We start from the raw sequence: 26220 nt of genomic DNA on the forward strand, positions 1-26220 counted from the left end.
CGTGAATGCAAAGGGAAAGAAGATGGCAGAACTTTCGATCAGCCCCGACGAGATCCGGGACGCGCTCAAGGACTTCGTGCAGTCCTACGAGCCCGGCAAGGCCTCGACCACCGAGGTCGGCTACGTGCTCGACGCGGGCGACGGAATCGCCCACGTGCAGGGCCTGCCCGGCGTCATGGCCAACGAGCTCATCACGTTCGCCGACGGGACCCTGGGCCTCGCCCAGAACCTGGAGGAGAGCGAGATCGGCGTCATCGTGCTCGGCGAGTTCGCCGGCATCGAGGAGGGCATGGAGGTGCGCCGCACCGGCGAGGTGCTCTCCGTCCCCGTCGGCGACGGCTACCTCGGCCGCGTCGTGGACCCGCTGGGCAACCCGATCGACGGCCAGGGCGAGATCGCGACCGAGGGCCGCCGCGCCCTCGAGCTCCAGGCGCCCGGCGTCATGCAGCGCAAGAGCGTGCACGAGCCCATGCAGACCGGCATCAAGGCCATCGACGCCATGATCCCGATCGGCCGCGGCCAGCGCCAGCTCATCATCGGCGACCGCCAGACCGGCAAGACGGCCATCGCGATCGACACGATCATCAACCAGAAGGCCAACTGGGAGTCCGGCGACACGAACAAGCAGGTGCGCTGCATCTACGTCGCCATCGGCCAGAAGGGCTCCACCATCGCCTCGGTGAAGGGCGCCCTCGAGGAGGCCGGCGCCATGGAGTACACGACCATCGTCGCGTCCCCCGCGTCCGACCCCGCCGGCTTCAAGTACCTCGCGCCCTACACCGGCTCGGCCATCGGCCAGCACTGGATGTACGGCGGCAAGCACGTCCTCATCATCTTCGACGACCTGTCCAAGCAGGCCGAGGCCTACCGCGCCGTCTCGCTCCTCCTGCGCCGCCCGCCGGGACGCGAGGCGTACCCCGGCGACGTGTTCTACCTGCACTCCCGCCTGCTCGAGCGCTGCGCCAAGCTCTCTGACGAGCTGGGCGCCGGATCGATGACGGGTCTGCCCATCATCGAGACGAAGGCGAACGACGTCTCGGCGTACATCCCGACCAACGTGATCTCGATCACCGACGGCCAGATCTTCCTGCAGTCCGACCTGTTCAACGCGAACCAGCGTCCCGCGGTGGACGTCGGCATCTCGGTGTCCCGCGTCGGCGGCGACGCCCAGGTGAAGAGCATCAAGAAGGTCTCCGGCACGCTCAAGCTCGAGCTCGCGCAGTACCGCTCGCTCGAGGCGTTCGCGATCTTCGCGTCCGACCTCGACGCGGCCAGCCGTCGCCAGCTCGCCCGCGGCGCGCGTCTCACCGAGCTGCTCAAGCAGCCCCAGTACTCGCCGTTCCCCATCGAGGAGCAGGTCGTCTCGATCTGGGCGGGCACGAAGGGCAAGCTCGACGAGGTGCCCGTCGAGGACATCCTGCGCTTCGAGCGGGAGCTGCTCGATCACCTCCACCGCAACACGGAGGTGCTGTCGCAGCTGAAGGAGACGAACGTCCTCACCGACGACATCGTCGACGCGATGGACAAGGCCGTCGACCAGTTCAAGCTCGAGTTCCAGACGGGCGAGGGCAAGCCGCTCGCGTCCGTCGGCTCGGAGAAGTTCGAGGCGACCAAGGCCGAGGACGTCAACCAGGAGCAGATCGTGAAGGCCAAGCGCTGACGCGCTGACGCCACACGATCCGCCACCGACCGAGACCGTTAGGGAGACTCATGGGAGCACAACTCCGGGTCTACACGCAGAAGATCAAATCCGCGCAGACGACGAAGAAGATCACCCGCGCGATGGAGCTGATCTCCGCGTCGCGCATCCAGAAGGCGCAGCAGCGGATGGCGGCGTCCGCGCCGTACTCCCGCGCCGTCACGCGCGCGGTCTCGGCGGTGGCGACGTTCTCCAACGTCGATCACATCCTCACGACCGAGCCGGAGAAGGTGGAGCGGGCGGCGATCGTCGTCTTCGCCTCCGACCGCGGCCTCGCCGGCGCGTTCAGCTCCAGCGTCCTGAAGGAGTCGGAGCAGCTCGCCGAGCTCCTCCGCTCGCAGGGCAAGGAGATCGTCTACTACCTCGTGGGCCGCAAGGCCGTCGGGTACTTCAAGTTCCGCAAGCGGGACTCGGAGCGCATCTGGACCGGCAGCACCGAGAAGCCCGAGTTCGAGACCGCGAAGTCGATCGGCGACGCGCTCGTGGAGAAGTTCGTGACGCCGGCGTCCGAGGGCGGGGTGGACGAGATCCACATCGTCTTCAACCGCTTCGTGTCGATCGCCACGCAGAAGCCCGAGGTCGTCCGGCTGCTGCCGCTCGAGGTCGTCGAGGGGGTGGAGGCGCCCGGCGAGGGTGCCGTCCTGCCGCTCTACGAGTTCGAGCCCGAGGTGGGCGACGTGCTCGACGCGCTGCTGCCCGTCTACATCGAGAGCCGCATCTTCAACGCGATGCTCCAGTCGGCCGCCTCCGAGCACGCCGCGCGCCAGAAGGCCATGAAGTCGGCGAGCGACAACGCCGACAAGCTCGTGACCACCTACACGCGGCTGCGGAACAACGCGCGCCAGACCGAGATCACGCAGCAGATCTCCGAGATCGTCGGCGGCGCGGACGCGCTCGCCTCCAGCAAGTAACTCCCAAGCTCCACGAATGAAGAAGAGAGACATCAATGACTGACACCGCCACTGCGCCGGTCGCCAGCGACAACGTGGCCGGCGTCGGACGCATCGTCCGCGTCACCGGCCCGGTCGTGGACATCGAGTTCCCGCACGACTCGATCCCCCCGGTCTACAACGCCCTCAAGACGACGATCACGCTCGGCGAGGAGACGACGGAGATCACGCTCGAGATCGCGCTGCACCTCGGCGACGACGTCGTGCGCGCCATCGCCCTCAAGCCGACGGACGGCCTCGTCCGCGGCCAGGAGGTGCGCGACACGGGCGCCGCCATCTCGGTGCCCGTCGGCGACGTCACCAAGGGCAAGGTCTTCAACGTCACCGGCGACATCCTGAACAACGTCGGCGGCGAGCCGATCGAGATCACCGAGCGCTGGCCCATCCACCGCAAGCCCCCGATGTTCGACCAGCTCGAGTCGAAGACGCAGCTGTTCGAGACCGGCATCAAGGTCATCGACCTCCTCACCCCGTACGTGCAGGGCGGCAAGATCGGCTTGTTCGGCGGCGCGGGCGTCGGCAAGACCGTCCTCATCCAAGAGATGATCCAGCGCGTCGCGCAGGACCACGGCGGCGTGTCCGTGTTCGCCGGTGTCGGCGAGCGCACGCGTGAGGGCAACGACCTCATCATGGAGATGGAGGAGGCCGGCGTCTTCGACAAGACCGCGTTGGTCTTCGGCCAGATGGACGAGCCGCCGGGAACGCGCCTCCGCGTGGCCCTGTCCGCGCTCACGATGGCGGAGTACTTCCGCGACGTGAAGAACCAGGACGTGCTGCTCTTCATCGACAACATCTTCCGCTTCACGCAGGCCGGCTCCGAGGTCTCCACGCTGCTCGGCCGCATGCCGTCCGCGGTGGGCTACCAGCCGAACCTCGCGGACGAGATGGGCGTGCTCCAGGAGCGCATCACGTCGACCCGCGGCCACAGCATCACGTCGCTGCAGGCCATCTACGTCCCCGCGGACGACTACACCGACCCGGCACCGGCCACCACGTTCGCGCACCTCGACGCGACCACGGAGCTCAGCCGCGAGATCGCCTCGCGCGGTCTCTACCCGGCCGTCGACCCGCTGACGTCCACCAGCCGCATCCTCGACCCGCGGTACCTGGGCCAGGCGCACTACGACACGGCCACCCGCGTCAAGGCGATCCTGCAGAAGAACAAGGAGCTGCAGGAGATCATCGCGATCCTCGGCGTCGACGAGCTCTCCGAGGAGGACAAGGTCACGGTGTCGCGTGCGCGCCGCATCCAGCAGTTCCTCTCGCAGAACACGTACATGGCGAAGAAGTTCACGGGCGTCGAGGGCTCCACGGTGCCGCTGAAGAACACCATCGAGTCCTTCTCGAAGATCGCCGACGGCGAGTACGACCACGTGGCGGAGCAGGCGTTCTTCAACGTCGGCGACCTCGACGACGTCGACCGCCGCTGGTCCGAGATCCAGAAGGAGAACGGCTGACATGGCCCGCGCTGATCTCACGGTGACCGTGGTCTCGGCCGACCAGCAGGTCTGGTCCGGCCAGGCCTCCATGGTCGTCGCGCGCACGAGCGAGGGCGAGATCGGCATCCTGGCCGGTCACGAGCCCCTGCTGGCGATCCTCGCGACCGGCAACGTCCGCATCACGCAGGACGGCGGCACCGTGATCACGGCCGACGCCGACGAGGGCTTCCTCTCGGTGGAGAACGACAACGTGACCGTGGTCGCACGCAAGGCCGCGCTGGTCGCGTAGCGTCACCGCATCTCGTCCGACGGCGGGCGGTCCCCTCGGGGGCCGTCCGCCGTCGTGCGTGCGGCGTGCTCCCGCCGCCCGTCCATCCCCGTCCCCTCGATCGATCCCGGAGGTCCCGTGCTCGTCCTGCTGCCCCCGTCCGAGACGAAGCGCGACGGGGGGACGGAGGGATCGCGCCTGGATCTCGACCTCCTCGCCTTCCCCGAGCTGACGGAGGAGCGCCGCACGGTCGTGCGCGCCGTCGCCGACCTCGCCCGGGATCCGGAGGCGGCGGCCCGCGCCCTCAAGCTCGGCCCGCGCCAGTCGGCCGAGGTGGAGCGGAACCTGCTGCTCGAGTCCTCGCCGACCATGCCGGCGCTGCGCCGCTACACGGGCGTCCTCTACGACCCGATCGGCGCCGACGCCCTGGATGACGCGCAGCTCGCCTTCGCAGGCCGCCACGTCGCCGTGCACTCCGCGCTCCTCGGTCCGGTCCGGGCGACCGACCCGATCCCCGCCTACCGGCTCTCGCACGACAGCCGCCTGCCGGGCCTGAAGATGAAGGCGCACTGGGTGGCGTCGGCGCGTCGGGTGCTCGAGGGGATCCCGGGCCTCGTGCTCGACCTGCGCTCCGAGGGGTACGCGGCCCTCGGACCGCGACCGGGCCACGCGGACTCCGCCGTGGTGCGCGTGGTCGCCCGCGGCGAGGACGGCACCGTGCGCGCGCTCAACCACTTTAACAAGAAGGCGAAGGGCGAGCTCGTGCGGGCGCTGATCCTCGCCGGGCGCGACCTCGGATCCGTGACGGAGCTCCTCGAGTGGGCCGCCGAGGCCGGCATCGAGCTCACGCGCGGCGACTCCGGCGAGCTCGTCCTGGTAGCCGCCGCGCACTGACGGTGCCGACGGCCGCGTTCGAGGGTCAGGCGGCCCGGTGGCACCCGACGACGTGGTCGTCGACGAGCCCCGATGACTGCATGAGCGCGTAGACGGTGGTGGGGCCCACGAAGCGGAGGCCGTGTGCCTTCAGCTCGCGGCTGAGGGCGGTGGATTCCTGCGTGACGGCCGGGATCTGGTCGGCCGTGGTCGGGCGGGGGCGGACCCGGGGATCGGCGGCGTGCGCCCAGATCATCCGGTCGAGCGCGCCCTCCCCGCGCTCGTCGACGAGGGCCCGGACCGCGCGCGCGTTGCCGGCGGCCGCGAGGATCTTGGCCCGGTTGCGGATGATCCCGGCGTCGCCCATCAGCCGCTCGACGTCGTCCTCGTCCATGGCGGCGACCGCGTCAATGTCGAAGCCGTGGAAGACCTCCCGGAACCGCGGGCGCTTGCGGAGGATGGTGATCCACGACAGCCCCGCCTGGAAGCCCTCGAGGCACAGCTTCTCGAACAGCGGGCGATCGCCGTGCAGCGGGCGACCCCACTCCTCGTCGTGGTACCGGCGGTACTCCGCGTCGGCCGCGGACCAGGCGCAGCGCGCGAGGCCGTCCTCGCCGTGCACGAGCGACGCCCGCGTCACGACAGCACCGAGCCCTCGAGCGCGAGCAGCCGGACCTTCGTGGCGACCCCGTCGCCCGCGCTGAAGCCGGTCACGCGCCCGTCGGAGCCGAGCACGCGATGGCAGGGGACCAGGATGCAGAGCCGGTTGGCGCCGACAGCGCCGCCCACCGCGCGCGCCCCGCCGGGACGCCCCGCCGCCTGCGCGAGGGCGCCGTACGGCGTGACGCCGCCGTGGGGGACGCGGGCGAGCGCCTTCCAGACCGCGACCTGGAAGGGCGTGCCCGTCAGCCGAACCGGGACGTCGAACGACGTGCGGCGACCGGCGAAGTGCTCGTCCAGCTGCCGCGCCGCCTCCGCGAGGACGGGGCTCGGCCGATCGTCCAGGTGGTCGAGCGGCAGGACGTCCGCGGTCGCGATGGAGAGGGCCACGACCCGGTCGCCCTCCGCGACGAGCTCCAACCGGCCCACGGGGGACGGGATCCGGAGGAGCGCGGCGCCCGTGGGCAGCAGGCCCGCGGCGGGCGGGAGCGGACGGCGCGCATGGTCGTCGAGGGCGGGGGATACGGGACGGCGATCGGGAGCCGGGGGAGCGTGCCGACGCGCGGGGGCGGTGGCGGGAGCGGGAGCGGGGGTCATGCGTCGAAGGTACGGCCGTCCGCGCGGATCGCGCCGGCGCCCGCCGGGTCGGGGGAGGGGCGGCGGGAGGCGCCGTCAGGGGAGGAGGCGGAGGAGCGCGCCGCCGTCACCGCGAGCGCCCGTGCCCGTCCTGCGTGTGGACCTTCAGGTAGACGAACGTCTCCGTGCTCACGACGCCGTCCAGCGCCCGGATCCGGGCGTTGAGCAGCTCGACGAGCTCCTCGTCGTCCTCGCAGACCACCTCGGCGAGCAGGTCGAACGTGCCGGCCGTCATCACGACGTAGTCGACCGCCGGGATGTCCGCGAGGGCGTCGGCGACCACGCGCACGTCGCCGCTCACGGTGACGCCGATCATGGCCTGGCGGGTGAGGCCGAGCTGCTGCGGGTCGGTGAGCGCGACGATGCGGATCACGCCCGCGTCGGTGAGCTTCTGCACGCGCTGCCGGACGGCGGCCTCGCTGAGGCCCACGGCCTTGCCGATCTCGGCGTACGACCGGCGCCCGTCCTCCCGCAGCTGGTCGACGATGGAGCGGGAGATGGCGTCGATGGGGAGCCCGCGGGCGGAGGGGCGCTGCGGCGTGCTCATCCCCCGAGCATGGCAGTCCGGCGGAGGCCGGGCAACCGGATCCGCGGCGACACGGCACCCCGACGGGCCGGATGCCCCTCCCGGGTCCGCAGCGGGCCGCTGTCCGTCGGACGGCGCAGCCCTCGGGCGCGGCGCGCCCGCGCGATAGGATCCCTGTCAGCGCGTCCGGCCGCCCGAGGCCCGGCGCCGACCGCCCGACCGGGCGCCGACCCTCGATGGAGCCGATGACGTGAGCGAGGGCTCCCACCGTTCCTCTCCCGCCGACGCGGGATCGGCCGGCATCGCGGTCGTGACGTCCCACGCCGTCGTGCTCCTGCCCGCGGGTGCTCCGACGTCGGTCGTCGACGGCCTCTGGCGCGCGGTCGCGGATCCGGCCGTCACGGCGGAGGCGCTCGTCGCGGCGCTGCCCCTGCGGGGCGCCGACGAGGTCGCGTCCTTCGCCGTGCTCGTGCACGAGGCCGCGGGACCGGAGGGCGCACGCCTCCAGGTGGTGCTGCGGGGCGACGCCGTCGTGGACGCCGACGTCGACGGGGCCGCGGGTCCCCGACGGGTGGACGCGCGGCAGGCCCAGCCCTTCTACCTGGCCACGCTCGACCGGGTGCGGGCGTACCGGACCGGGCGGGCGGACGCCGAGGCGAGCACGACCGCGAGCCGGACGGACGGCCTGCCGCTCACGGCGGGCGTCGTCGCCGCCGACGCCGTGCGCTGGCGCCTCCACGACGCGCGATCCGACGACCCCACCGGCGCAGAGCCGCACCGTCGCGCCGACGCCGACGCCGACGCCGACGCCGCGCGTCGCGCCTCCCCGCCGCCGGTCGATCCCGGCCTCGTCGCCACCGTCCTCGACGGGCCGGCGGATCCGCGCAGCGGGTCGGGAGGACCCTACGCCCGCGAGGACGCCGCCGCCCGCGCCGGATCCGCCGGCGAGCCCACCGTCGCGATGCCGGCCGTGCCACCCGCGGACGAGGAGGAGGCCGCCCCGCGCGTCGTCCACGCCTTCCGCGTCCGGCGCGACGGCGTGCCGCACGTCGACGCGGACGCCCCCGACCGGATCCCGCTCGACGCGCCCGCCATCGTCGGCCGCCGCCCCCGACCGCCGCGCGTGGTCCGGGGCGTCGCACCGCGGCTGGTGACCGTGCCCTCCCCGCTCGGCGAGATCTCCGGCACGCACCTCGGGCTCCGGCAGGACTCCGGCGTCGTCGTCGTGACCGACCTCGACTCCACGAACGGCACCGTGGTGCTCGTCCCCGGTGCCGAGCGCCTCGCGCTCCGGCCGGGGGAGTCGCTCGTGGTCGTGCCCGGCACGCGCATCGACATCGGCGACGGCGTCGTCCTCGAGATCCTGTCCGCCCGATGACCGCCATCGGAGCGGACGTCGCCGAGACCTCCCTCGCCCTGCCCGACGGCCGCACGCTCGTGCTCGGCTGGGCGTCCATGACCGACCGCGGCCTCCGCCGCGCCCACAACGAGGACAGCGTGCTCGCGGCCGTCCCGTACTTCGCGGTGGCGGACGGCATGGGCGGGCACGCCGCCGGCGACGTGGCCAGCGACGCCGTCATCCGCCGCCTCGCCGAGGAGCAGGAGCGCGCCGGGTCCGGTTTCGCGGATCCCGAGGGCGTGGAGCCGGCGCTCGACCTGGCCGTCGGCGACATCCGCGAGGAGACCGGGGACCTCGAGCTGCACGCGGGCACGACCGTCACGGGCGCGTGTCTCACCCTGGTGTCCGACCGTCCCTACTGGGCCGTCTTCAACGTCGGCGACTCGCGGGTCTACCAGCTGCGCGGCGACGTGCTCGAGCAGGTGACCGTCGACCACTCCGTCGTGCAGGAGATGGTGGACGCCGGCCGCATCACGCGCGCGCAGGCCGACCGGCACCCGGACGGGAACATCATCACGCGGGCGGTCGGCGTGGGCGACGCGGCCGAGGCGGACTACTGGCTGCTGCCCGTCACCGCGCGGCTGCGGCTGCTGGTCTGCTCCGACGGCCTGACCAAGGAGCTGGCCGACGCGGAGATCCGCGGGCACCTGCTGCGCGCCGACGACGCGGCGACGGCCGTGCGCGACCTCGTGGTGCACGCGCTGGAGAACGGCGGACGCGACAACGTCACGGCCGTCGTGGTCGACGTGCTGCGGATCGACCCCGCCGCCGACACGCCCGAGCCGGCCCGCCGCCGCGGCCTGCGCCGCTGACCCGTGTGCCGGGCAGCCCGGCTGTCGCGGCCCGCGCTACGCGTGCAGCGCGTCGTTGAGGATCGACCCGCCGCCACGCCGCGGGACCGCCTCCACGGCGCCCGTGAGCGAGTTGCGGCGGAACAGGATCCCGGGCCGGCCGGAGAGCTCGACGGCCTTCACCTGCGGCACGGTCCCGTCCGGGCCCGGCGCCTCGCCCGCGAGCCGGACCTTGGTGCCGGCCGTCACGTAGAGGCCCGCCTCCACGACGCTGTCGTCGCCGATGGAGATTCCGACGCCCGAGTTCGCCCCGAGGAGCGCCCGCTCGCCGATGACGACGCGCTGCGTGCCGCCGCCCGAGAGCGTGCCCATGATGGAGGCGCCGCCGCCGACGTCCGAGCCGTCGCCCACGACGACGCCCTGCGTGATCCGGCCCTCGACCATGGAGGAGCCGAGAGTGCCGGCGTTGAAGTTGACGAAGCCCTCGTGCATGACGGTGGTGCCGGGCGCGAGGTGGGCTCCGAGGCGCACGCGCGAGGCGTCGGCGATGCGCACGCGGTCCGGCGTGACGTAGTCGAGCAGGCGGGGGAACTTGTCCACCCCGTGCGCGGCGATGCCCGCCCGCTGGAGCGACGGCCGCAGCCGGTCGAAGTCGTCGGGGTGCACGGGCCCGGCGTTGGTCCAGACGACGATGGGGAGCTGGCCGAAGATCCCGTCGAGGTTCAGCGTGTTCGGCGCCACGAGCAGGTGGCTGAGCAGGTGCAGCCGCAGGTAGGCGTCGGGCGTGGACGCGGGCGGCGCCTGCAGGTCGACCTCGACGGTGACGATGTCGACCGTCACGCCCCGGCGCGGGTCGGCCACGGCGAGCTCCTCGATCCAGGCCGGCGCGATCCAGCGGTCGCGGCCGGCCGGCAGCGGCCCGAGCTCGGGCGCGGGGAACCAGGTGTCGAGGACGGTGCCGTTCGAGGCGACGGTCGCGAGCCCGTAGCCCCAGGCGGATCCGGTGGCGGGGGAGGAGGCGGGCGCGGCGGACGGGGGCGAAGCGGGGGAGGCCATGCGGCCAGCGTACCGATGGCCGTGGCCCGTCCCGGTCCCTCCCCAGGACCGCGCCCGGGCACCGACCTAGGATGTCTCGCATGCCGACCGAGATGCCTCCCGTGCCCGAGCTGGACCTCACCGCGGGGAGCGTGGAGGTCACCCGCGCGATCTGCGACATCGAGTCGGTGTCCGGCGACGAGGCCGGCCTGGCCGACGCCATCGAGCGGGCGCTCGCCGGGTGCGCGCACCTCCAGCTCGAGCGCGACGGCGACGCGGTCGTCGCCCGCACCCACCTCGGCCGCGACCGTCGCGTCGTCATCGCCGGACACATCGACACCGTGCCGCTCAACCGCAACCTCCCCACGCGCACCGAGCACGAGGGCGGCGTCGAGTACCTCTGGGGCCGCGGCACGGTCGACATGAAGGCGGGCGTCGCCGTGCAGCTCGTGCTGGCCGCCGAGCTCGTGGATCCCGCCTACGACATCACCTGGATCTGGTACGACCACGAGGAGGTCTCCGACAGCCTCAACGGGCTCGGCCGCCTCGCCCGCACCCGGCCCGACCTGCTCGAGGGCGACTTCGCGATCCTCGGCGAGCCGACCCGGGCGGAGATCGAGGGCGGCTGCAACGGCAACCTCCGCGTCGAGGTGCGGGCGTTCGGGAAGCGCTCGCACTCGGCCCGCTCCTGGGTGGGCGAGAACGCGATCCACCGCATCGCCCCCGTGCTCGACACCCTCGCCGCGTACGAGGCGCGCGAGGTCGAGGTCGACGGGCTCGTGTACCGCGAGGGCCTCAACGCCGTGGGCGTCTCCGGCGGCATCGCGGGCAACGTCATCCCCGACGAGGCCATGGTGCACGTCAACTACCGCTTCGCCCCGAGTCGATCCGGCGCCGAGGCCGTGGAGCACGTCACGAGCCTGTTCCCCGGATTCGAGGTCACGGTCGTGGACCTCGCGGAGGGCGCCCGACCCGGCCTCGACGCGGAGATCGCGCAGCCCTTCCTCGCGGCGGTCGGCGGCGAGGCGCGCCCCAAGTACGGCTGGACCGACGTCGCCCGCTTCAGCGCGCTGGGCGTGCCGGCCGTGAACTACGGCCCCGGGGATCCGCTGCTCGCCCACCACGACGACGAGCGCGTGGACGTCGCCCAGATCACGTCGTGCGAGCGCGGCCTCCGGGCGTGGCTGACGGCGCGCTGACCCGGTCGGTCGGGCGCTCGGCGCGGCGCGACCTGCCTGGCGCCCGAACCGTCGGCCGCCTGCCCTGGTGGGCGGCGGTCCTCGGCGTCTACGCCCTGAGCCGTGTCCTCACCACCGTGCTCATGCTCGTCTCGGCCCGGAGCCAGATCCGCACCCCGTGGGCCCCCGCGTCGCCCTCCTACCTGCAGTACGCCACCTTCTGGGACGCCGGCTGGTACCGCGACATCGCGACCTTCGGCTACCCGACCGTCCTCCCCGTCGACGCCGCGGGCCACGTGCAGTCGAACCCGTGGGCCTTCCTCCCGGTCTACCCGGCGATCGTGCGCGCCATCCAGGACGCCACGGGCGCGCCCTTCGACGTGGCCGCCGTCACGGTCTCGGTGCTCGCGGGCGGCGGCGCGGTGCTCGTGCTGCACCGCCTGCTGTCGCGCTTCCTCTCGCCGTCGTCCACCCTCACCGCGGTGGTCATCGTCTGCGTGGGCCCGGTGTCGCCGCTCTTCCAGATCGCGTACGCCGAGAGCCTGCAGACGCTCCTGCTCCTCACGGCCCTGCTGCTCCTGGTCGAGCGGCGCTACGTGCTCCTCGCGCCCGTCGTGGTGGTCATGGCGTTCACGCGTCCCCTCGGCCTCGCCTTCGCGCTCGCGCTGGTCCTGCATGGCGCGCACCGCGTCGCGACAGCGCGCCGCGATCCGTTCCCGACGGCCGAGCGCGCCCGGCTCGTGCTGGCGACGACCGCGTCCGTCGCCGCCGGTGCCGCATGGCCGGTCGTCGCCTGGATCCGCACGGGCTCGTTCACGGCCTACACCGACACGGAGCTCTCCTGGCGCGCCGCGTACGTCGGCTACCGGCACCTCGTGCCCTTTGAGGCGTGGTTCGACGCCGGCGACTTCTGGATCGGCGGGGTCGCCGGCGCGATCGCCGTGCTCCTCGTCGTGGCGGCCTTCGTCCTGATCCTGTTCCTCCCCTCGGTGCGCGCGCTCGGCCCTGACCTCCGCATCTGGATCGCGTCCTACGGCATCTACCTCTTCGCGGTCTTCTTCCCGCAGTCGAGCGTCTTCCGCCTCCTGCTGCCCATGATCCCGCTGGCCGGGCCGCTCGCCGTGCCCCGCTCGCGCGCGTACCGCGTCGCCGTCGTCGTCGCCATGTTCGTGGGCCAGTGGATCTGGATCGACGTCCTCTGGCGGGCGACGGCGGGCGACTGGACGCCGCCGTGACCCCGACCCCGCGACGTCGGATGGCGTCCCGGCCGCGCCCCCTCCACCGCCGGACGGGGGCGCGCGGGGCGTAGCACGGAGCCGCGCGTTCATCGGGGGGCGTGTCCATGCGGGATAATGGATGCACATCCACGAAAGGGGAGCCGAATGGCAGCCATGAAGCCCAGGACCGGCGACGGACCGATGGAGGCCGTGAAGGAGGGCAGGCTCATCATCGTGCGCGTGCCCTTGGAGGGAGGCGGACGACTCGTCGTCTCCGTCAACGACGCCGAAGCGAAGGAGCTTCACGACGCCCTCGCCGCGGTGACCAGCGCGAGCTAGTCGAGACCGCACCACGCGCCACCGCCCGCCCCGTCGACGACGGGGCGGGCGGTGCTGTCTGCGGGGGTGCCCGTCCGGGGCTCGTGCGACGGGCGCGCCGCGGCGGTCAGCGCCCGGTCTTGGCGATCTGCAGCAGGCCGTCGCCCGCGGGCGAGAGCGACGCGACGACGGCGCCGGATCCCGCGGTCTCCTGCACGAGCGTGCGGAACGCCGCCGTCTGCGCGTCGCGCGCCGCGGGATTCTGCACCCGTCCTCGCCATAGGGCGTGCGGCACGAGCACGAGCCCGCCGGTGCGCGCGAGGCGCAGGCCGTGCTCGACGTACTCGATGACCTGGGCGGGATCCGCGTCCACGAGCACCAGGTCGTAGCTCGTGTCGCTCATCCGCGGCAGCACGTCGAGCGCGCGACCCGTGATGAGGCGCACGCGGTTGGCGGGCACCTCGGCGTCCGCGAGGATCTCGCGCGCGGCCTGCTGGTGGTCGAACTCGACGTCGATGCTGGTGAGCACGGCGCGCGGCGCGCCGCGGAAGATGCAGAGGCCCGAGACGCCGGCGCCCGTGCCGATCTCGATGACGCTGGTGGCGCGCGTGGCCGCGGCCAGGAGCGAGAGCTGCGCGCCGACGGCGGGGGAGACGGCCTCGATGCCGAGCTCGCGGGAGTGCTGGCGCGCCAGGGCGATGTGCTCGTCCTCCACGACGACGTCCTCGGCGAACTTCCACCCGGTCTCCTGGTCGGACACGCGGCACCTCCCTCTTCCGGGTCCCCAGGGTATCGGCCCGGGGGCACCCGTCCGACCGGGCGGTGTCCGGTGCGGATCCGATGCGGGCCCTCCGCTGACCGGACCATGCGGTCGGGCGGAGATCGCACCGCGACCGGCTAGCCTGTGATCATGTTCGGCCTGACGTTCGAGAAGCTGATGCTCATCGGCATCATCGCCGTGTTCCTGCTCGGCCCCGAGCGGCTGCCGGTCTATACCCAGAAGCTCGCCGACCTGGTGAAGGCCGCGCGGCGCATGGCCACCGGCGCCCGGGAGCGCATGCGCGACGAGCTGGGGCCGGAGTTCGACGAGGTCGACTGGAAGAAGCTCGACCCGCGCCAGTACGACCCGCGCCGCATCATCAAGGAGGCGCTGTTCGAGGACGAGCCTGTCGTCACCAAGCCGCGCGTGCCCGTCGAGACCACCATCGCCCGCCGGCAGCGGCTGGAGCGGGAGGCGGCCGCCGCGTCCGCGCAGCCCGCGCCGTTCGACGCAGAGGCCACCTGAGGCGCGTCGCCTCACCGCGACCCGCCAGCCCCTCACCCGTTCCCGCTGAAGCGCGCGTCCACCGCCTTCGCCTCCTCGCGGAGGGCGTCCACCACCGCCCGCACCGACGGCCGCTCCGCGCGATCCGGGCGGAGCAGCACGTGCAGGTGCCGCTTCGACGCGACCCCCGACAGCCGCTTGACCACGACGCCGTCGTGCTCGCCCGCCGTGTAGCGGGGCAGCAGCGCGATCCCGTGCCCGGACGCGACGAGCGACTCCGTGATGCGCGTGTCGCTGAAGCGCTGGACGACGCGCGCCGGCGCGCCCACGGCCTGCTCGATGTCGAGGAGGATCCGGTCGAAGGGGAGTCCCTGCGGCACGCCGATCCACGGCTCGCCGCTGAGGTCCGCGGGGCTCACCGAGGCCCGGCCGGCGAGGCGGTGGTCCGCGGGCATGGCGACGTCGAGCGGCTCCACCATGAGCGGCACGATCACGAGGCCGAGCCCGCGCCAGGTGCCCGCGCCCGCGAGCGAGTGGGCGATGACGACGTCGAAGTCGGCGGTCAGGTCCGCGAACGCGGCGGAGGTCGGATCCCGGTCGCTGGCGCGCAGCGTGAGGTCGGGGATCCCGGCGACGCGGTCGAGGAGGCCGGGCAGCAGCATCTGGGCCGCGGTGGGGAACGTCGCGAGCGTGACCTCGCCGGACGGCTGGTGGCGGAAGTCCTCCCACAGTGCCTCGGCGCGGGCCACGGCCACGGCGATGTCGGTCGCCGTGCGGGCGAGCGCGCGGCCCGCGTCGGTCAGCACGATCCCGCGCCCGGAGCGCTCGGTGAGCGGCACGCCGGCCTCGCGCTCGAGCACCTTGAGCTGCTGCGAGACGGCGGAGGGGGTGCGGCCGGCGGCGCGGGCGACGGCGCCCACGCTGCCGCGGTCGGCGAGTTCGCGCAGGAGCTCCAGGCGGCGGATGTCCATGTAGTTAGGTTACACAGCCAGGCAAGGACAATGAGCTTGTCCTGAACGTTCTGCGGTGGTCGCATGGAGGTGCGGCGGAATGCGCCGCCATCCGCCTTCCCGCAGGAGCACCACCATGACCGTCTTCCTCATCGCCATCGCCGCCCTCTCCGTCTCCGCCATCGCCGGCACCGTCGTCGTCACCGCGCGCGACGGATACCGCGCGATGCCCACGCGCACGCACCGCAGCCACGTCTAGGCAGCACGCGCACCACGCGCGAGGAGGACGGCAGCCCGCGGGCTGCCGTCCTCCTTGTGCGTCACGGGGTCGTCTTCGAGCGCGACGCGTACCCCGCGCCTAGGAGACGGACAGCCCGAGCCGCCGGCCGGCGAGACCCCGGCCGCGCGAGGCCAGGTGGTCCGCGACGCGCAGGATCTGCACCGCGGCGGGATCCTCGGGCTCGGCCAGCACGAGCGGCGCCCCGGCGTCGCCGCCCTCGCGGAGCGACATGCTGAGCGGCACGCTCGCGAGGAGCGGCACCTCCTCGTCCTGCCCCGCGGACAGCCGACGCGCGACCTCCGCGCCGCCGCCCGCGCCGAAGAGCTCGAGCACGGATCCGTCGGGCTGGGCGAACCCGGCCATGTTCTCGACGACGCCGGCGACGCGCTGGCCCGTCTGCCGCGCGACCAGGCCGCTGCGCTCGGCCACGTCGGCGGCGGCCGGCTGCGGCGTCGTGACGACGAGCACCTCGGCGTGCGGCAGCAGCTGGCCCACCGTGATCGCGACGTCGCCCGTGCCCGGCGGCAGGTCGAGCAGCAGCACGTCGAGGTCGCCGAAGAAGACGTCGGTGAGGAACTGCTGGATGGTGCGGTGCAGCATGGGCCCGCGCCAGGACACGGCCGTGCCGCCCGTGGCGTCGGGATCGAGGAACATGCCGATGGAGATGACCTTCACGCCGTGCGCGACGGGCGGCAGGATCATGTCCCCGACGCGCGTGGGCTGGGCCGTGCGTCCGCCGGGGCCCACCAGGCCGAGGATCCCCGGGATCGAGAAGCCGTGCACGTCCGCGTCGACGAGGCCCACCGCGAGGCCCTTCGCCGCGAGCGCGACCGCGAGGTTGGCCGTGAGCGTGGACTTGCCGACGCCGCCCTTGCCGCTCGTCACCGCGTACACGCGCGTGAGGCTGTCCGGGCCGAAGGGGATGCCACGCTGGGCGGCCGGACCCCGCAGCCGCTCGGTGAGCGCGCGGCGCCGCTCGGGGCTCATCACGCCGACCGTGAGCTCGAGCCGCGCGACGCCGGGGACGGCGTCGACGGTCTCGCGCACGTCCCGCTCGATCGACGTCGCGGCCGGGCAGCCGACGATCGTCAGCGCGATGTCCACGTGCGCCACGCCGCCGTCCGCGATGCGGACGTCGGAGACCATGTCGAGCTCGGTAATGGGTCGGCGGATCTCGGGATCCACCACGCGGGCGAGCGCCCGCCGCACGTCATCCGCGGTCAACGGCCCCGGGCCCGCGGCCTCAGCGGGCATGCGTCCTGCGGCGGCCCTCGCCCTCGGCGTCGTCCCCCTCGGGGTCGTCGCGGCGGTCGAGCTCCTCGAGGAGCTGGCGGAGCTCAGCGCGGATGAAGTCCTTCGAGGCGACGTCCTTCATCTGCAGCCGGAGCGACACGACCTCGCGGGCGAGGTACTCGACGTCGGCCACGTTGCGCTCGGCGCGCTGGCGGTCCTGCTCGATCTGCACGCGGTCGCGGTCGTCCTGCCGGTTCTGCGCCAGCAGGATGAGCGGCGCGGCGTAGGAGGCCTGCAGCGACAGGATCAGCGTGAGCGCGGTGAAGCCGAGCGCCGCGGAGTCGAAGCGCGCGTTGTCCGGCCCGTAGGTGTTGTAGCCGATCCATGCGACGCAGAACGCGGTGAGACCCACGAGGAACCACGGCGTGCCCATGCCGCGGGCGATGGACTCGGTGAAGCGGCCGAACCGGTCGCGGCTCGCGCGGTTGCGCATCGGGAGGACGGTCGTACGGAGGCCCTTGGGCGCGTCCAGCCGGACGTCGCGGTTACTCTGCCGTGCCACGGGGGATCCTCCGTCCTCGTAAGGGTCCTGCGGTGGGGATGGCGGCCGTTGCCGTGCCGTGGAAGCGGGCGGTCGCCCGCTTGCGGGTCTCGCGTTCCGCGTCGGCGCTGCGCCAGTCGTCTGGCAGGAGATGGTCGAGCACGTCGTCGATGGTGACCACGCCGACCAGGCGGTGGTTCTCGTCCACCACAGGCACGGATACGAGGTTGTAGCTCGCCATGATGCGCGACACCTCGGCCGCGCTCGTGTCCGCGCGCACCGGTTCCAGGCCCTGGTCGAGCAGGGTGCCGAGGCGCTCGTGCGGCGGGTAGCGCAGCATCCGCTGGAAGTGCACCATGCCGAGGAAGCGGCCCGTGGGCGGCTCGTACGGCGGCAGCGTCACGCACACGGCGGCCCCCAGCGTGGGCGCGAGCTCGTGGCGGCGGATGAGCGCGAGGCCCTCGGCGACCGTCGCGTCTCCCGAGACGATGACGGGATCCGTGGTCATGAGGCCGCCCGCGGTGTCGGGCGCGTAGCTGAGGAGCATGCGGACGTCGTCCGCCTCCTCCGGCTGCATCAGCTCGAGGAGGGTCTCGCCGCGCTCGTCCGACAGCTGCGCGATGAGGTCGGCCGCGTCGTCGGGCTGCATCTGGTCGAGCACGTCGGCCGCGCGGTCGTCGTCGAGCGTGGCCATGATCTCGACCTGCTCGGCCTCGGGCATCTCCTCGAGCACGTCGGCGAGGCGCGCGTCCGGCAGCTCCTCGGCGACCTCCAGGCGACGCGCCTGGGGCAGGTCGAGGAGGGTGTTGGCGAGGTCGGCGGGCAGCAGGTCGGAGTAGGCGGCGAGGAACTGCGAGGCGGACTGGGCGACGCCGTCGTCCTGCAGCTCGGCGACCTCCTCCCACGTGGCGAAGATGGTGGCGCCCTTGGCGAAGGGGGAGGGGCTCGTGCGCGGGCGGCGGCAGAAGAGCTGCGACACCTCCCACTCGGCCTGGCCGGACTCCTCGATGGCGACGTCCTCGATGACGGCGGTGCCGGATCCGTCGCGCATGCTCACGCGACGACCGAGGATCTCGGCGATGACGCGCACCTCGCCGCCGCGCTGCTCGAAGCGGCGCAGGTTGATGAGGCCGGTGGTGATGATCTGCCCCGAGCCGATGCTCGTGACGCGTCCGATGGAGAGGAACACGCGGCGCTTGCCGGGGATCTCGACGATGAGGCCCACGACGCGCGGCGGATCGTCCTTGCGGTAGACGACGAGCACGTCGCGCACGCGTCCGACGCGGTCTCCTGCGGGGTCGAACACGCTGCACCCGGCGAGCCGGGCGACGAAGACTCGGGAGGCGCTCACAGAGTCAATCTAGTCGCTCGCCCAGCGCCCGCCCGGCACCCCGTGGAAGACTGACGACGTGACCAACCCCCTCCTCGGACGCTCCTCCCGTGCCCGCATGCCGAAGCTGCCGAAGGGGGAGCCCGTCGCCACCTACGACACGTACGACGAGGCGCAGAAGGCCGTCGTCACGCTGGCCGAGGCGGACTTCCCGGTCACGCAGGTGAGCATCGTGGGCAACGAGCTCACGAGCGTCGAGCGGGTCACCGGCAAGCTCACCTCCGCCCGGGCCGCGGTCGCGGGAGCGGCGAGCGGCGCGTGGCTCGGACTCTTCCTCGGGCTCGTGACCTTCCTCTTCTCGACCGTGCCGAACTTCTCGTTCGTCGTCGGCGCGGTCATCATCGGCGTCGGCTTCGGCGCCATCTACGGGATCGTCAGCTACAGCATCACGCGCCGCCGCCGGGACTTCACGTCGGTGATGCAGGTCACCGCCACGAGCTACTCCGTGGTCGTCGAGCCGGACTCGAGGCACCGCGCGCGGAACGTGCTCGGCATCGGCGGGGTCGGCACGTCGGTCTACGGCGAGCCCGTGGTCACCACGCCGCCGCCGGCCGCGTCGCCCGTCTCGCGGCCCGTCGGCCCGTACGGGGAGCGCGTACCCGAGCCGGGTGCGTCCGACGCCCCCGAGCCCACCGCGCCTCCGACGTCGGCCGACCGGCCCGTGGGCGAGCAGGGCGCGTCCGGGGCCTGAGCCCCGCGCGCCCCGCCCGCGTCGGCGGTCAGGCCCGCCCGGCCATCCAGGCCTCGACCTCGTCGGCCGTGCGTGGGATCCCCGCGGACAGGTTCTCGGCGCCGTCGCGCGTCACGAGGATGTCGTCCTCGATGCGGACGCCGATGCCGCGGAAGCGCTCCGGCACGGTGAGGTCGTCGGGCTGGAAGTACAGGCCCGGCTCGATCGTGAAGACCATGCCGGCCTCCACGATCCCGTCGATGTACATGTCGCGGCGCGCCTGCGCGCAGTCGTGCACGTCGAGGCCGAGGTGGTGGCTCGTGCCGTGGACCATGTAGCGGCGGTGGTGCTGGTTGTCGGCCTCGAGCGCCTCCTCGGCGGTGACCGGGAGCATGCCCCAGTCGGCGGCCTTCCGCGCGATGACCTGCATCGCGGCGGCGTGCACCTCGCGGAAGCGGATCCCGGGGCGCACGATCGCGAGTGCGGCGTCGGCGGCCTCGCGCACGGCCTCGTAGACCTCGCGCTGCACGTCGGTGAACGTGCCCGAGACGGGGAGCGTGCGGGTGATGTCGGCCGTGTAGAGGCTGTCGAGCTCGACGCCGGCGTCGATGAGGATCAGGTCGCCCGGCACCACGCGGCCGTCGTTGCGGGTCCAGTGCAGGATGCAGGCGTGCGGGCCGGACGCCGCGATGGTGTCGTAGCCGACCGCGTTGCCGTCGGCCCGGGCGCGCGCGTTGAAGACGCCCTCGACGACGCGCTCGCCGCGGGCGTGCGCGAGGACGGCGGGCATGTCGGCGATCACGTCGGAGAAGCCGCGGCCGGTGGTGTCGACCGCCTCGCGCATCTGGGCGATCTCGTAGTCGTCCTTGACGAGGCGCAGCTCGGAGGCGTCGCGGGCGAGGAGAGCGTCGCCGTCGGCGGTGTCCTGGTCGGACTCGTCGGCCACGGTGTCGGCGGCGCGGGCCTCGTCCACGCGTGCGGCGATCGCGGGGTCGGCCTCGCGGATCACGCGCGCGGGCCCTCCTGCGGCGATGGCGGCGTCGACGTCGGCCAGGGGCGCGGTGGCGATCCCGAGGTCGGCCGCCACCTGGCGGAGCGAGGGGCGCGGGCCGATCCAGAACTCGCCGATCTCGGCGTTGGCGTAGAACTCGTCGCTGTCGCGGCCGGCGCGCTCGCGGAAGTACAGGGTGGCGTCGTGCGCGGAGCCGTCGGCGGCGGATCCCGCGGCCACGGGCTCCAGCACGAGCACGGCGCCGGGCTCGCTGTCGGCGCCCCAGCCGGTGAGGTGCGCGAAGGCCGAGTGGGCGCGGAACGCGTAGTCGGTGTCGTTGCTGCGCTGCTTGAGGCGGCCCGCGGGGATCACGAGGCGCGTGCCGACGTGGAGCGCGGAGAGGCGGCGGCGACGGTCGGCGGCGTAGGGCGCCTGCGCGCGGGCCGCCGGGTCGATCTCCTCGCGGTCCGCCCAGTTCGTGGAGACGAAGTCGCTGAACGCGGTGCTCGCGGGCGTGGTGCTGCGGTTGGACGTGGCGCGGGGGACGGGGGCGTCGCCGGATCCGGGAGCGGAGGTCACGGGGGCCGCGGTCTCGGTCGTCGCCAGGGGCGCTGCCGGGTCGGCGGCGATCTCGGCGGGGGTGGTCTCGGACGCGGTGTCGGTGTTCTCGGCCATCCGACGATCATCCCACCTGCATGAAGCGCGGCGCCCGGGCGGGCGCGTCAGCGGAGGGGCGTGAGCTGCGCGATGATCGGCCGGTGGTCGCTCCCGGCGCCGTCGCGGTCCTCGACGACGCGGAAGCCCGTGACGGCCCAGCCGGGCGTCGCCATGATGTGGTCGATCGGGGTGCCGAGCAGCGCGGGAAGGCCCGTGGGCCACGTGCCGACCGCGCCGTTGCCCGAGGCGCGCGCCGCGTCGACGCACTGCCCGAGGTCGGTGACCTGGTCGCGCTCGGTGGGCGTGCCGCCGTACCGGCTCATGTGGTCGAGCGTCGCGTTGAAGTCGCCCGCGATGATCACGTTGCCCTCGTCGCAGCGCTTGCCGAGCCACGCGAGGTCGGCGCGCCAGTTGTCCATCTGCTCGGGGATGGGGGAGACGGGGTGCACGGCCATGATGACGGGGCCGTTCCCGTCGACCGGCTCCATGACGACCGTGGGCAGCACGCTCGTGGTGCCGCGCGACTCGTCCATCCGGTAGTCGCCGTACGCCGCGCTGATGAGGATCGTGGTGGAGCGGGCCGCGGCCACGTCGTCGAACGCGGCGGTGCGGACCCACATCGGCCGGCCCGCGTCGCGCATCAGGACGGCGATCTCCGCGCCGGTCTCCTCGCGCGTCTCGGGGAGCGTGATGACGTCGGCCCCGGACTCGATGGCGAGGTCGGCCACCGCGCGGGCGCCCGTCGCGCCGCCGAGCGTGTTCCACGACAGCACGGTGACGTCGTCGTCCTGCGCCTCCTGGAAGGCGGTGTCGCCGAGGCCGCGCGTCGCGAGCACGGCGGAGTTGGCGCCGATGAAGACCACGAGCAGCACGGCGATGCTGCCGAGCAGGCGGCGGCCGGGGCGGATCGCGAGGCAGAGGACGAGGGTCAGCACGAGCACGGCGGCCGCGGCGGCGACGAGGCCCCCGCGGATGGCGACGGCGTGGGCGACGAGGTACGTCTGCTCCAGGCCGAGCAGCTGCGGCCAGGTGACGACGAGGAGTCCTGCGGCCGTGATGAGGATGACTGCTGCTCCGACGACCCGACCCATGACGCCCATCACACTATGGCGGCTCTCTGGGAGAGCGCCGCCGCGGGTCCCGGCCGGCCGGGGCACCAGGGGCCGCCGCATAGGATGGCGGGATGCCGGAGGAGCAGCCAGGTCCCATCGACCTGCACACGCACAGCTCCGTCTCGGACGGCACGGAGACACCCGTCGAGCTCGTCGCGCAGGCCGCGTCGCAGGGCCTCTCGGCCGTGGCGCTCACCGACCACGACTCGACCGCCGGCTGGTCCGACGCCTCGGAAGCCGCGCTCGCGCACGGCATCACGCTCGTCCCCGGCATGGAGATGAGCACGCAGCTCGAGTACGCGAGCGTGCACGTGCTCGCCTACCTCTTCGATCCCGACGACGCGGACCTCGCGGCCATGACCGCGCGCGTCCGCTCGGAGCGCATGACCCGCGCCGAGGCGATGGTCGGCCGCATCTCCCGCGACTACGACCTCACGTGGGCGGACGTGCTCGCGCAGACCACGCCCGGCAGCACCATCGGCCGGCCGCACATCGCCGACGCGCTCGTCGCCCGCGGGCACGTGCCCACGCGCACGGCGGCGTTCGAGAGCATCCTGCACTGGCAGGGCGGCTACTACCGTCCGCACTACGCGCCGGATCCCATCCTCGGCGTCGAGCTCATCACCGCGGCGGGCGGCCTGGCCGTGCTCGCGCACCCGGGAGCCCGCGGGCCGGAGCGCGTGCTGTCGGACTCGCGCATGAGCGCGCTCGTCGCCGCCGGGCTCTTCGGCGTCGAGGTGCGGCACCGCGACAACCCGCCCGCGTCGCGCGCGCGCCTCACGGAGCTGGCGGAGCGGTTCGGGCTCGAGGTGACGGGATCCAGCGACTACCACGGCGCCGGCAAGCCGAACCGGCTCGCCGAGAACACCACCGAGCCCGCGGTGCTCGCGCGCATCGTCGAGCGCGCCACCGGCTGGGCACCCGTCGTGCCGGTGCCCGCGGCCTGATCCGCGACGCGGTCGACGCGCCACCCGACGCACGAGAGGGGCCGCATCCGATGGATGCGGCCCCTCTGTCGTGCACGATGCGCGGGGTGCTAGGACGTCGCCGTCGGGCGGTCGCCGCCGGAGCGACGGCGGCGGTTGCGCGAGCGCGGACGCGTCTGGCCGTCGGCGTGGGGCGCGTCGTGGCCGCCCGCCGTGTTCGGCTGCTCGCTGCCGATGGTCGTTGTCGCGTCCGCGGATGCGGTGGCCGACGCGGTCGACGTGCTGCGGCTGCGCGAGCGGTCGCGGTCACCGCCGGAGCGCTCGCCGCCGCCGGAGCGGCCGCCGTCCCGGCTGCCGCCGCGGCCGCCGTCACGCCCGCCGCGTCCGCCGTCGCGACCCGAGTCGGTGCCGCGGCTTCCCGGACGCTCCCGGGGGGTGCCGTCGGGGTTGACCGTCGGGGTCGCGCGGAGGCGGCCCTTGGAGCCGGCCGGGATGTCGAGGTCGGTGTAGAGGTGCGGCGAGGACGAGTACGTCTCCGTCGGCTCCGGCTGGCCGAACTCGAGGGCGCGGTTGATGAGCGCCCACTTGTGCAGGTCGTCCCAGTCGACGAACGTGACCGCTATGCCGGTCTTGCCCGCGCGGCCCGTGCGGCCGACGCGGTGCAGGTACGCCTTGTCGTCCTCGGGGATGGTGTGGTTGATCACGTGGGTGACGTCGAGCACGTCGATGCCGCGCGCCGCCACGTCGGTGGCGATGAGGATGTCCTTCTTGCCGGCCTTGAACGCGGCCATGGCGCGCTCGCGCTGCTCCTGGTTGAGGTCGCCGTGCACGGCGGCGGCGTTGAAGCCGCGGTCGTTGAGCTCCTCGACGAGGCGGGCGGCGGCGCGCTTGGTGCGCGTGAAGATCACGGTCTTGCCGCGGCCCTCGGCCTGGAGGATGCGGCCGATGACCTCGTCCTTGTCCATGTTGTGCGCCCGGTAGACGAGGTGGCGGATGTTCGCCTGCATGAGGCCCTCGTCGGGGTCCGTCGCGCGGATGTGGATCGGCTTCGTCATGAAGCGGCGGGCGAGCGCGACGATCGGGCCCGGCATGGTGGCCGAGAACAGCATGGTGTGGCGCACGGCCGGGGTCTGCGCGAACAGCTTCTCGATGTCCGAGAGGAAACCGAGGTCGAGCATCTTGTCGGCCTCGTCGAGCACCATCTCACGCACGCCCTGGAGCGAGAGCAGGCGCTGGCCCACGAGGTCGAGGAGGCGGCCCGGCGTGCCGACGACGATCTGCGCGCCGGCCTTGAGCTGCTCGATCTGGCCCTCGTACGCCTTGCCGCCGTAGATGGAGACGACGGTGGTGGCGCGGTGCGCGGTGGCGATCTGGAGGTCCTCGGTGACCTGGACGGCGAGCTCGCGCGTCGGCACGACCACGAGGGCCTGCACGCCGGGCTCGGGGGTGAGGCCGAGCCGCTGGATGAGCGGGAGGCCGAAGCCGAAGGTCTTGCCGGTGCCCGTCTTGGCCTGGCCGATGATGTCCTGGCCGGAGAGGGCCAGGGGGATGGTCTGCTCCTGGATGGGGAAGGGTTCGAGGATCCCGTGGTCGGCCAGCGCCTGCACCATGTCCTCGTCGATGTTCAGTTCGGTGAAAGTCACGTTGTGCCCTGTCTAGCGGTGCGGTCCACGCCCGGACTGCTTCTCTGCGGGCGCGATGGGGCCCTTCCGTTGAGGGACCACGGGTGAGTTTAGTGGGCCGGGGCCCGGGGACCGGCTCCGCCGCCCTTTACACTGGCCACGTGCTCAAGATGTTCGGACGCCGGTCGACGACGATCGAGGCGCCCCGGGTCCGGTCCCGCGGCGACGCGAAGCGGCGATCCGCGGCGACGACTGTGAGCGTGGACGACTTCTCGCCCGACACCCTCCGCTTCCTCGGCGCCGTCGCGTACCTGCAGCTGACGGCCTTCGAGACCCTTTCCCGCGCGGTCGCGGAGGCCCCCGACCTCGCCGGCAAGGAGGCCGTGTCGACGGCCGCCGGCATCGCGCTCGGCAAGCACCAGGCGCTCGCCGCGGAGATCAAGCGGCTGGACGGCGACCCGAGCGTCGTCATGGAGCCGCACCGCGCCGCGTTCGACCGGTTCACCGCCACCGTCGCCGGCGCCGACTGGTACGAGTGCCTGCTCTCCGCGCACATCACCACCGGGCTGCTCGACGACTTCTTTGTGCGCCTCGCCTCGGGGCTCCCGTCGGACCAGCGCCAGCGCGTCGTGGTCCTGCTCTCCTCGGGCGTCGGGCAGCAGGGCATCGTCGACGCGGTGCGCGCGGGGATCCGGCGTGACCCGCTGCTCGCCTCGCGCCTCGCCATGTGGGGTCGCCGTCTCGTCGGCGACACGCTGCTCGTCGCGGGCACGGCGATGCGCGCGTCCCTGGCGGACCCGGACGACGCCCGCGTGCACCTCGAGCCCGTGTTCGCCGGGATCATCACGGCGCACACCCGGCGGATGGACGCGCTGGGGCTCACGGCCTGAGGCGCGTCGCCGGCCCGTACCCGGCACACGACATGACGCCCGGCCCCCTGCGGGGACCGGGCGTCATGTCGTGCGGGTGCGGTCAGCCTCCGATGGCCGCGAGGTCGCGGGCGTCCGCGGAGGATCGCCAACGGCCGAGGAGCAGGTCGGTGCCCGCCGCGACGAGCGCCGATACGGCGAGCGTCGCGATCCAGATGACGCCCTGATCCCAGCGGAGGCCCGCCCAGGTGAGCGCGACCCACGCGACCATGGCGGCGATCGTGCCGACCGCCGGGATGAGCAGCGCGCCGTGCGTCGCGCGGTGGGGGAGCGCGTAGCGTGCGACGAGGCCGATGAGGGCGCCGAAGAGCGCGACGAACAGGAGCTCCACGGGCGTCGGGCTAGCGGACGAAGCCGATGCGCGGGGCGTCGGCGCTGCCGAGCTCCACGTAGGCGAGGTGGGCGGTGACGGCGAGGTGCGTGGCGCCCTTGTCGTCGGTGAAGGAGATGAAGGGCGAGGAGTCGCGGACGGCGTCCGTGACGGTCCGCTGGACCTCCTCGGGCGTCTGCTTGGTGCTGAAGGAGAGCTCGCGGGCGGTGTTGACGAGGCCGATACGGATTTCCACGGGAGGTGCCTTTCGATGCGTCGGATGCGACGGTGCCCCCTCAGGCTAGGGCACCCGCATGCGCGGCCCGGCGGCGTTCACTGAGGGCGGACGGGAGGGC

Annotated in this window: 29 protein-coding genes; 15 read left to right on the plus strand and 14 right to left on the minus strand. The window is 73.3% G+C overall.

What is annotated here, in order from left to right; genetic code table 11:
• Positions 1–22 precede the first annotated feature (22 nt).
• The 5 genes from atpA to yaaA all read left to right on the plus strand — a co-directional run bounded on the left by atpA (position 23) and on the right by yaaA (position 5250).
• Positions 23–1660 (plus strand): F0F1 ATP synthase subunit alpha, encoded by a 1638-nt coding sequence (gene atpA, locus CMN_RS05560; protein ID WP_015489867.1) that lies wholly within the window; start codon positions 23–25, stop codon positions 1658–1660.
• 50 nt (positions 1661–1710) lie between these two features.
• The gene (locus CMN_RS05565) at positions 1711–2610 is read left to right on the plus strand and encodes a F0F1 ATP synthase subunit gamma (protein WP_015489868.1); all 900 of its coding nucleotides are present in this window, start codon (positions 1711–1713) and stop codon (positions 2608–2610) included.
• A gap of 35 nt (positions 2611–2645) precedes the next feature.
• On the plus strand, positions 2646–4106 hold the full coding sequence (atpD, locus tag CMN_RS05570) for a F0F1 ATP synthase subunit beta (protein ID WP_015489869.1): 1461 nt from the start codon (positions 2646–2648) through the stop codon (positions 4104–4106).
• A gap of 1 nt (position 4107) precedes the next feature.
• Positions 4108–4377, plus strand: coding sequence for a F0F1 ATP synthase subunit epsilon (locus tag CMN_RS05575; RefSeq protein ID WP_015489870.1), 270 nt, complete (start codon positions 4108–4110; stop codon positions 4375–4377).
• A 117-nt stretch (positions 4378–4494) separates the two neighbouring features.
• Positions 4495–5250 (plus strand): peroxide stress protein YaaA, encoded by a 756-nt coding sequence (gene yaaA / locus CMN_RS05580; RefSeq protein WP_015489871.1) that lies wholly within the window; start codon positions 4495–4497, stop codon positions 5248–5250.
• 25 nt (positions 5251–5275) lie between these two features.
• Here the strand turns inward: yaaA and CMN_RS05585 are convergent, their stop codons facing one another.
• From CMN_RS05585 to CMN_RS05595, 3 genes are all read right to left on the minus strand, one after another.
• Positions 5276–5869 (minus strand): DNA-3-methyladenine glycosylase I, encoded by a 594-nt coding sequence (locus tag CMN_RS05585; RefSeq protein WP_015489872.1) that lies wholly within the window; start codon positions 5867–5869, stop codon positions 5276–5278.
• Complete coding sequence (locus tag CMN_RS05590; protein WP_015489873.1) at positions 5866–6486, minus strand: methylated-DNA--[protein]-cysteine S-methyltransferase; 621 nt, start codon at positions 6484–6486, stop codon at positions 5866–5868. Before CMN_RS05590 ends, CMN_RS05585 begins: the two co-directional genes overlap by 4 nt.
• A 106-nt stretch (positions 6487–6592) precedes the next feature.
• On the minus strand, positions 6593–7072 hold the full coding sequence (locus CMN_RS05595) for an Lrp/AsnC family transcriptional regulator (protein WP_015489874.1): 480 nt from the start codon (positions 7070–7072) through the stop codon (positions 6593–6595).
• 229 nt (positions 7073–7301) lie between these two features.
• Between CMN_RS05595 and CMN_RS05600 the strand changes: the two genes are divergently transcribed.
• Positions 7302–8429, plus strand: a complete 1128-nt coding sequence (locus tag CMN_RS05600; RefSeq protein WP_015489875.1) for an FHA domain-containing protein — start codon at positions 7302–7304, stop codon at positions 8427–8429.
• Positions 8426–9262, plus strand: a complete 837-nt coding sequence (locus CMN_RS05605; protein ID WP_015489876.1) for a PP2C family protein-serine/threonine phosphatase — start codon at positions 8426–8428, stop codon at positions 9260–9262. The genes CMN_RS05600 and CMN_RS05605 overlap by 4 nt, the downstream gene beginning before the upstream one ends.
• 36 nt (positions 9263–9298) lie before the next feature.
• Here CMN_RS05605 and dapD read toward each other — a convergent pair whose 3' ends face one another.
• Entirely contained in the window at positions 9299–10297 is a 999-nt protein-coding gene (dapD, locus tag CMN_RS05610) for a 2,3,4,5-tetrahydropyridine-2,6-dicarboxylate N-succinyltransferase (RefSeq protein WP_015489877.1), read from the minus strand.
• Positions 10298–10377: 80 nt separating this feature from the next.
• Between dapD and dapE the strand changes: the two genes are divergently transcribed.
• The 3 genes from dapE to CMN_RS14770 all read left to right on the plus strand — a co-directional run bounded on the left by dapE (position 10378) and on the right by CMN_RS14770 (position 13010).
• On the plus strand, positions 10378–11475 hold the full coding sequence (gene dapE, locus CMN_RS05615) for a succinyl-diaminopimelate desuccinylase (protein WP_015489878.1): 1098 nt from the start codon (positions 10378–10380) through the stop codon (positions 11473–11475).
• Positions 11457–12689, plus strand: a complete 1233-nt coding sequence (locus tag CMN_RS05620) for a putative hexosyltransferase (protein ID WP_015489879.1) — start codon at positions 11457–11459, stop codon at positions 12687–12689. The genes dapE and CMN_RS05620 overlap by 19 nt, the downstream gene beginning before the upstream one ends.
• 147 nt (positions 12690–12836) lie before the next feature.
• Positions 12837–13010, plus strand: coding sequence for a DUF3117 domain-containing protein (locus tag CMN_RS14770; RefSeq protein WP_012037866.1), 174 nt, complete (start codon positions 12837–12839; stop codon positions 13008–13010).
• A 106-nt stretch (positions 13011–13116) separates the two neighbouring features.
• Here the strand turns inward: CMN_RS14770 and CMN_RS05625 are convergent, their stop codons facing one another.
• Positions 13117–13749: an O-methyltransferase gene (locus tag CMN_RS05625; RefSeq protein WP_015489880.1), complete on the minus strand. Its 633-nt coding sequence runs from the start codon at positions 13747–13749 to the stop codon at positions 13117–13119.
• A gap of 150 nt (positions 13750–13899) precedes the next feature.
• Between CMN_RS05625 and CMN_RS05630 the strand changes: the two genes are divergently transcribed.
• Positions 13900–14274, plus strand: a complete 375-nt coding sequence (locus tag CMN_RS05630; protein WP_012037868.1) for a twin-arginine translocase TatA/TatE family subunit — start codon at positions 13900–13902, stop codon at positions 14272–14274.
• Between the two features lie 32 nt (positions 14275–14306).
• Here CMN_RS05630 and CMN_RS05635 read toward each other — a convergent pair whose 3' ends face one another.
• Positions 14307–15224, minus strand: coding sequence for a LysR family transcriptional regulator (locus CMN_RS05635; RefSeq protein ID WP_015489881.1), 918 nt, complete (start codon positions 15222–15224; stop codon positions 14307–14309).
• A 115-nt stretch (positions 15225–15339) separates the two neighbouring features.
• Between CMN_RS05635 and CMN_RS15425 the strand changes: the two genes are divergently transcribed.
• Positions 15340–15462, plus strand: coding sequence for a hypothetical protein (locus CMN_RS15425; RefSeq protein ID WP_256890478.1), 123 nt, complete (start codon positions 15340–15342; stop codon positions 15460–15462).
• Positions 15463–15561: 99 nt separating this feature from the next.
• On the opposite strand, the gene CMN_RS05640 is transcribed toward CMN_RS15425, so the two are convergent.
• From CMN_RS05640 to CMN_RS05650, 3 genes are read right to left on the minus strand one after another with little or no spacing between them, the layout of a single operon-like run.
• Entirely contained in the window at positions 15562–16737 is a 1176-nt protein-coding gene (locus CMN_RS05640; protein WP_015489883.1) for an Mrp/NBP35 family ATP-binding protein, read from the minus strand.
• On the minus strand, positions 16727–17278 hold the full coding sequence (locus CMN_RS05645; RefSeq protein WP_015489884.1) for a DUF1003 domain-containing protein: 552 nt from the start codon (positions 17276–17278) through the stop codon (positions 16727–16729). Before CMN_RS05645 ends, CMN_RS05640 begins: the two co-directional genes overlap by 11 nt.
• Positions 17262–18608 carry a magnesium transporter MgtE N-terminal domain-containing protein gene (locus CMN_RS05650; RefSeq protein ID WP_015489885.1) on the minus strand — a complete coding sequence of 449 codons (1347 nt, stop codon included), beginning with the start codon at positions 18606–18608 and terminating at the stop codon, positions 17262–17264. The genes CMN_RS05645 and CMN_RS05650 overlap by 17 nt, the downstream gene beginning before the upstream one ends.
• 58 nt (positions 18609–18666) lie before the next feature.
• Between CMN_RS05650 and CMN_RS05655 the strand changes: the two genes are divergently transcribed.
• On the plus strand, positions 18667–19338 hold the full coding sequence (locus tag CMN_RS05655) for a YflT domain-containing protein (protein ID WP_015489886.1): 672 nt from the start codon (positions 18667–18669) through the stop codon (positions 19336–19338).
• A gap of 28 nt (positions 19339–19366) precedes the next feature.
• On the opposite strand, the gene CMN_RS05660 is transcribed toward CMN_RS05655, so the two are convergent.
• Positions 19367–20983, minus strand: a complete 1617-nt coding sequence (locus tag CMN_RS05660) for an aminopeptidase P family protein (protein WP_015489887.1) — start codon at positions 20981–20983, stop codon at positions 19367–19369.
• A gap of 47 nt (positions 20984–21030) precedes the next feature.
• Positions 21031–22056: an endonuclease/exonuclease/phosphatase family protein gene (locus CMN_RS05665; RefSeq protein ID WP_015489888.1), complete on the minus strand. Its 1026-nt coding sequence runs from the start codon at positions 22054–22056 to the stop codon at positions 21031–21033.
• A 92-nt stretch (positions 22057–22148) separates the two neighbouring features.
• Between CMN_RS05665 and CMN_RS05670 the strand changes: the two genes are divergently transcribed.
• Positions 22149–23024 carry a PHP domain-containing protein gene (locus tag CMN_RS05670; RefSeq protein WP_015489889.1) on the plus strand — a complete coding sequence of 292 codons (876 nt, stop codon included), beginning with the start codon at positions 22149–22151 and terminating at the stop codon, positions 23022–23024.
• 89 nt (positions 23025–23113) lie between these two features.
• On the opposite strand, the gene CMN_RS05675 is transcribed toward CMN_RS05670, so the two are convergent.
• Positions 23114–24646, minus strand: coding sequence for a DEAD/DEAH box helicase (locus CMN_RS05675; RefSeq protein ID WP_015489890.1), 1533 nt, complete (start codon positions 24644–24646; stop codon positions 23114–23116).
• 149 nt (positions 24647–24795) lie between these two features.
• Between CMN_RS05675 and CMN_RS05680 the strand changes: the two genes are divergently transcribed.
• The gene (locus CMN_RS05680) at positions 24796–25515 is read left to right on the plus strand and encodes a ferritin-like fold-containing protein (RefSeq protein ID WP_227077778.1); all 720 of its coding nucleotides are present in this window, start codon (positions 24796–24798) and stop codon (positions 25513–25515) included.
• An 82-nt stretch (positions 25516–25597) separates the two neighbouring features.
• On the opposite strand, the gene CMN_RS05685 is transcribed toward CMN_RS05680, so the two are convergent.
• Both CMN_RS05685 and CMN_RS05690 read right to left on the minus strand, forming a co-directional pair.
• Positions 25598–25885 carry a hypothetical protein gene (locus CMN_RS05685; RefSeq protein WP_015489892.1) on the minus strand — a complete coding sequence of 96 codons (288 nt, stop codon included), beginning with the start codon at positions 25883–25885 and terminating at the stop codon, positions 25598–25600.
• Positions 25886–25895: 10 nt separating this feature from the next.
• On the minus strand, positions 25896–26120 hold the full coding sequence (locus CMN_RS05690) for a DUF3107 domain-containing protein (protein WP_012299232.1): 225 nt from the start codon (positions 26118–26120) through the stop codon (positions 25896–25898).
• Between the last annotated feature and the right edge of the window lie 100 nt (positions 26121–26220).

This window comes from Clavibacter nebraskensis NCPPB 2581, assembly GCF_000355695.1.
GTDB classification, from domain to species: domain Bacteria; phylum Actinomycetota; class Actinomycetes; order Actinomycetales; family Microbacteriaceae; genus Clavibacter; species Clavibacter nebraskensis.

Excerpts from the sequence above, each read along its gene's own strand:
- atpA (WP_015489867.1), top strand. The coding sequence starts at position 23 with ATGGCAGAACTTTCGATCAGCCCCGACGAGATCCGGGACGCGCTCAAG.
- CMN_RS05575 (WP_015489870.1), top strand. The coding sequence starts at position 4,108 with ATGGCCCGCGCTGATCTCACGGTGACCGTGGTCTCGGCCGACCAGCAG.
- dapE (WP_015489878.1), top strand. The coding sequence starts at position 10,378 with ATGCCGACCGAGATGCCTCCCGTGCCCGAGCTGGACCTCACCGCGGGG.
- dapD (WP_015489877.1), bottom strand. The coding sequence starts at position 10,297 with ATGGCCTCCCCCGCTTCGCCCCCGTCCGCCGCGCCCGCCTCCTCCCCC.
- CMN_RS05665 (WP_015489888.1), bottom strand. The coding sequence starts at position 22,056 with ATGGGTCGGGTCGTCGGAGCAGCAGTCATCCTCATCACGGCCGCAGGA.
- CMN_RS05595 (WP_015489874.1), bottom strand. The coding sequence starts at position 7,072 with ATGAGCACGCCGCAGCGCCCCTCCGCCCGCGGGCTCCCCATCGACGCC.
- CMN_RS05605 (WP_015489876.1), top strand. The coding sequence starts at position 8,426 with ATGACCGCCATCGGAGCGGACGTCGCCGAGACCTCCCTCGCCCTGCCC.
- CMN_RS05590 (WP_015489873.1), bottom strand. The coding sequence starts at position 6,486 with ATGACCCCCGCTCCCGCTCCCGCCACCGCCCCCGCGCGTCGGCACGCT.
- CMN_RS05630 (WP_012037868.1), top strand. The coding sequence starts at position 13,900 with ATGTTCGGCCTGACGTTCGAGAAGCTGATGCTCATCGGCATCATCGCC.
- CMN_RS05670 (WP_015489889.1), top strand. The coding sequence starts at position 22,149 with ATGCCGGAGGAGCAGCCAGGTCCCATCGACCTGCACACGCACAGCTCC.
- CMN_RS05680 (WP_227077778.1), top strand. The coding sequence starts at position 24,796 with ATGTTCGGACGCCGGTCGACGACGATCGAGGCGCCCCGGGTCCGGTCC.
- CMN_RS05635 (WP_015489881.1), bottom strand. The coding sequence starts at position 15,224 with ATGGACATCCGCCGCCTGGAGCTCCTGCGCGAACTCGCCGACCGCGGC.
- CMN_RS15425 (WP_256890478.1), top strand. The coding sequence starts at position 15,340 with ATGACCGTCTTCCTCATCGCCATCGCCGCCCTCTCCGTCTCCGCCATC.
- CMN_RS14770 (WP_012037866.1), top strand. The coding sequence starts at position 12,837 with ATGGCAGCCATGAAGCCCAGGACCGGCGACGGACCGATGGAGGCCGTG.
- CMN_RS05640 (WP_015489883.1), bottom strand. The coding sequence starts at position 16,737 with ATGCCCGCTGAGGCCGCGGGCCCGGGGCCGTTGACCGCGGATGACGTG.
- atpD (WP_015489869.1), top strand. The coding sequence starts at position 2,646 with ATGACTGACACCGCCACTGCGCCGGTCGCCAGCGACAACGTGGCCGGC.
- CMN_RS05565 (WP_015489868.1), top strand. The coding sequence starts at position 1,711 with ATGGGAGCACAACTCCGGGTCTACACGCAGAAGATCAAATCCGCGCAG.
- CMN_RS05660 (WP_015489887.1), bottom strand. The coding sequence starts at position 20,983 with ATGGCCGAGAACACCGACACCGCGTCCGAGACCACCCCCGCCGAGATC.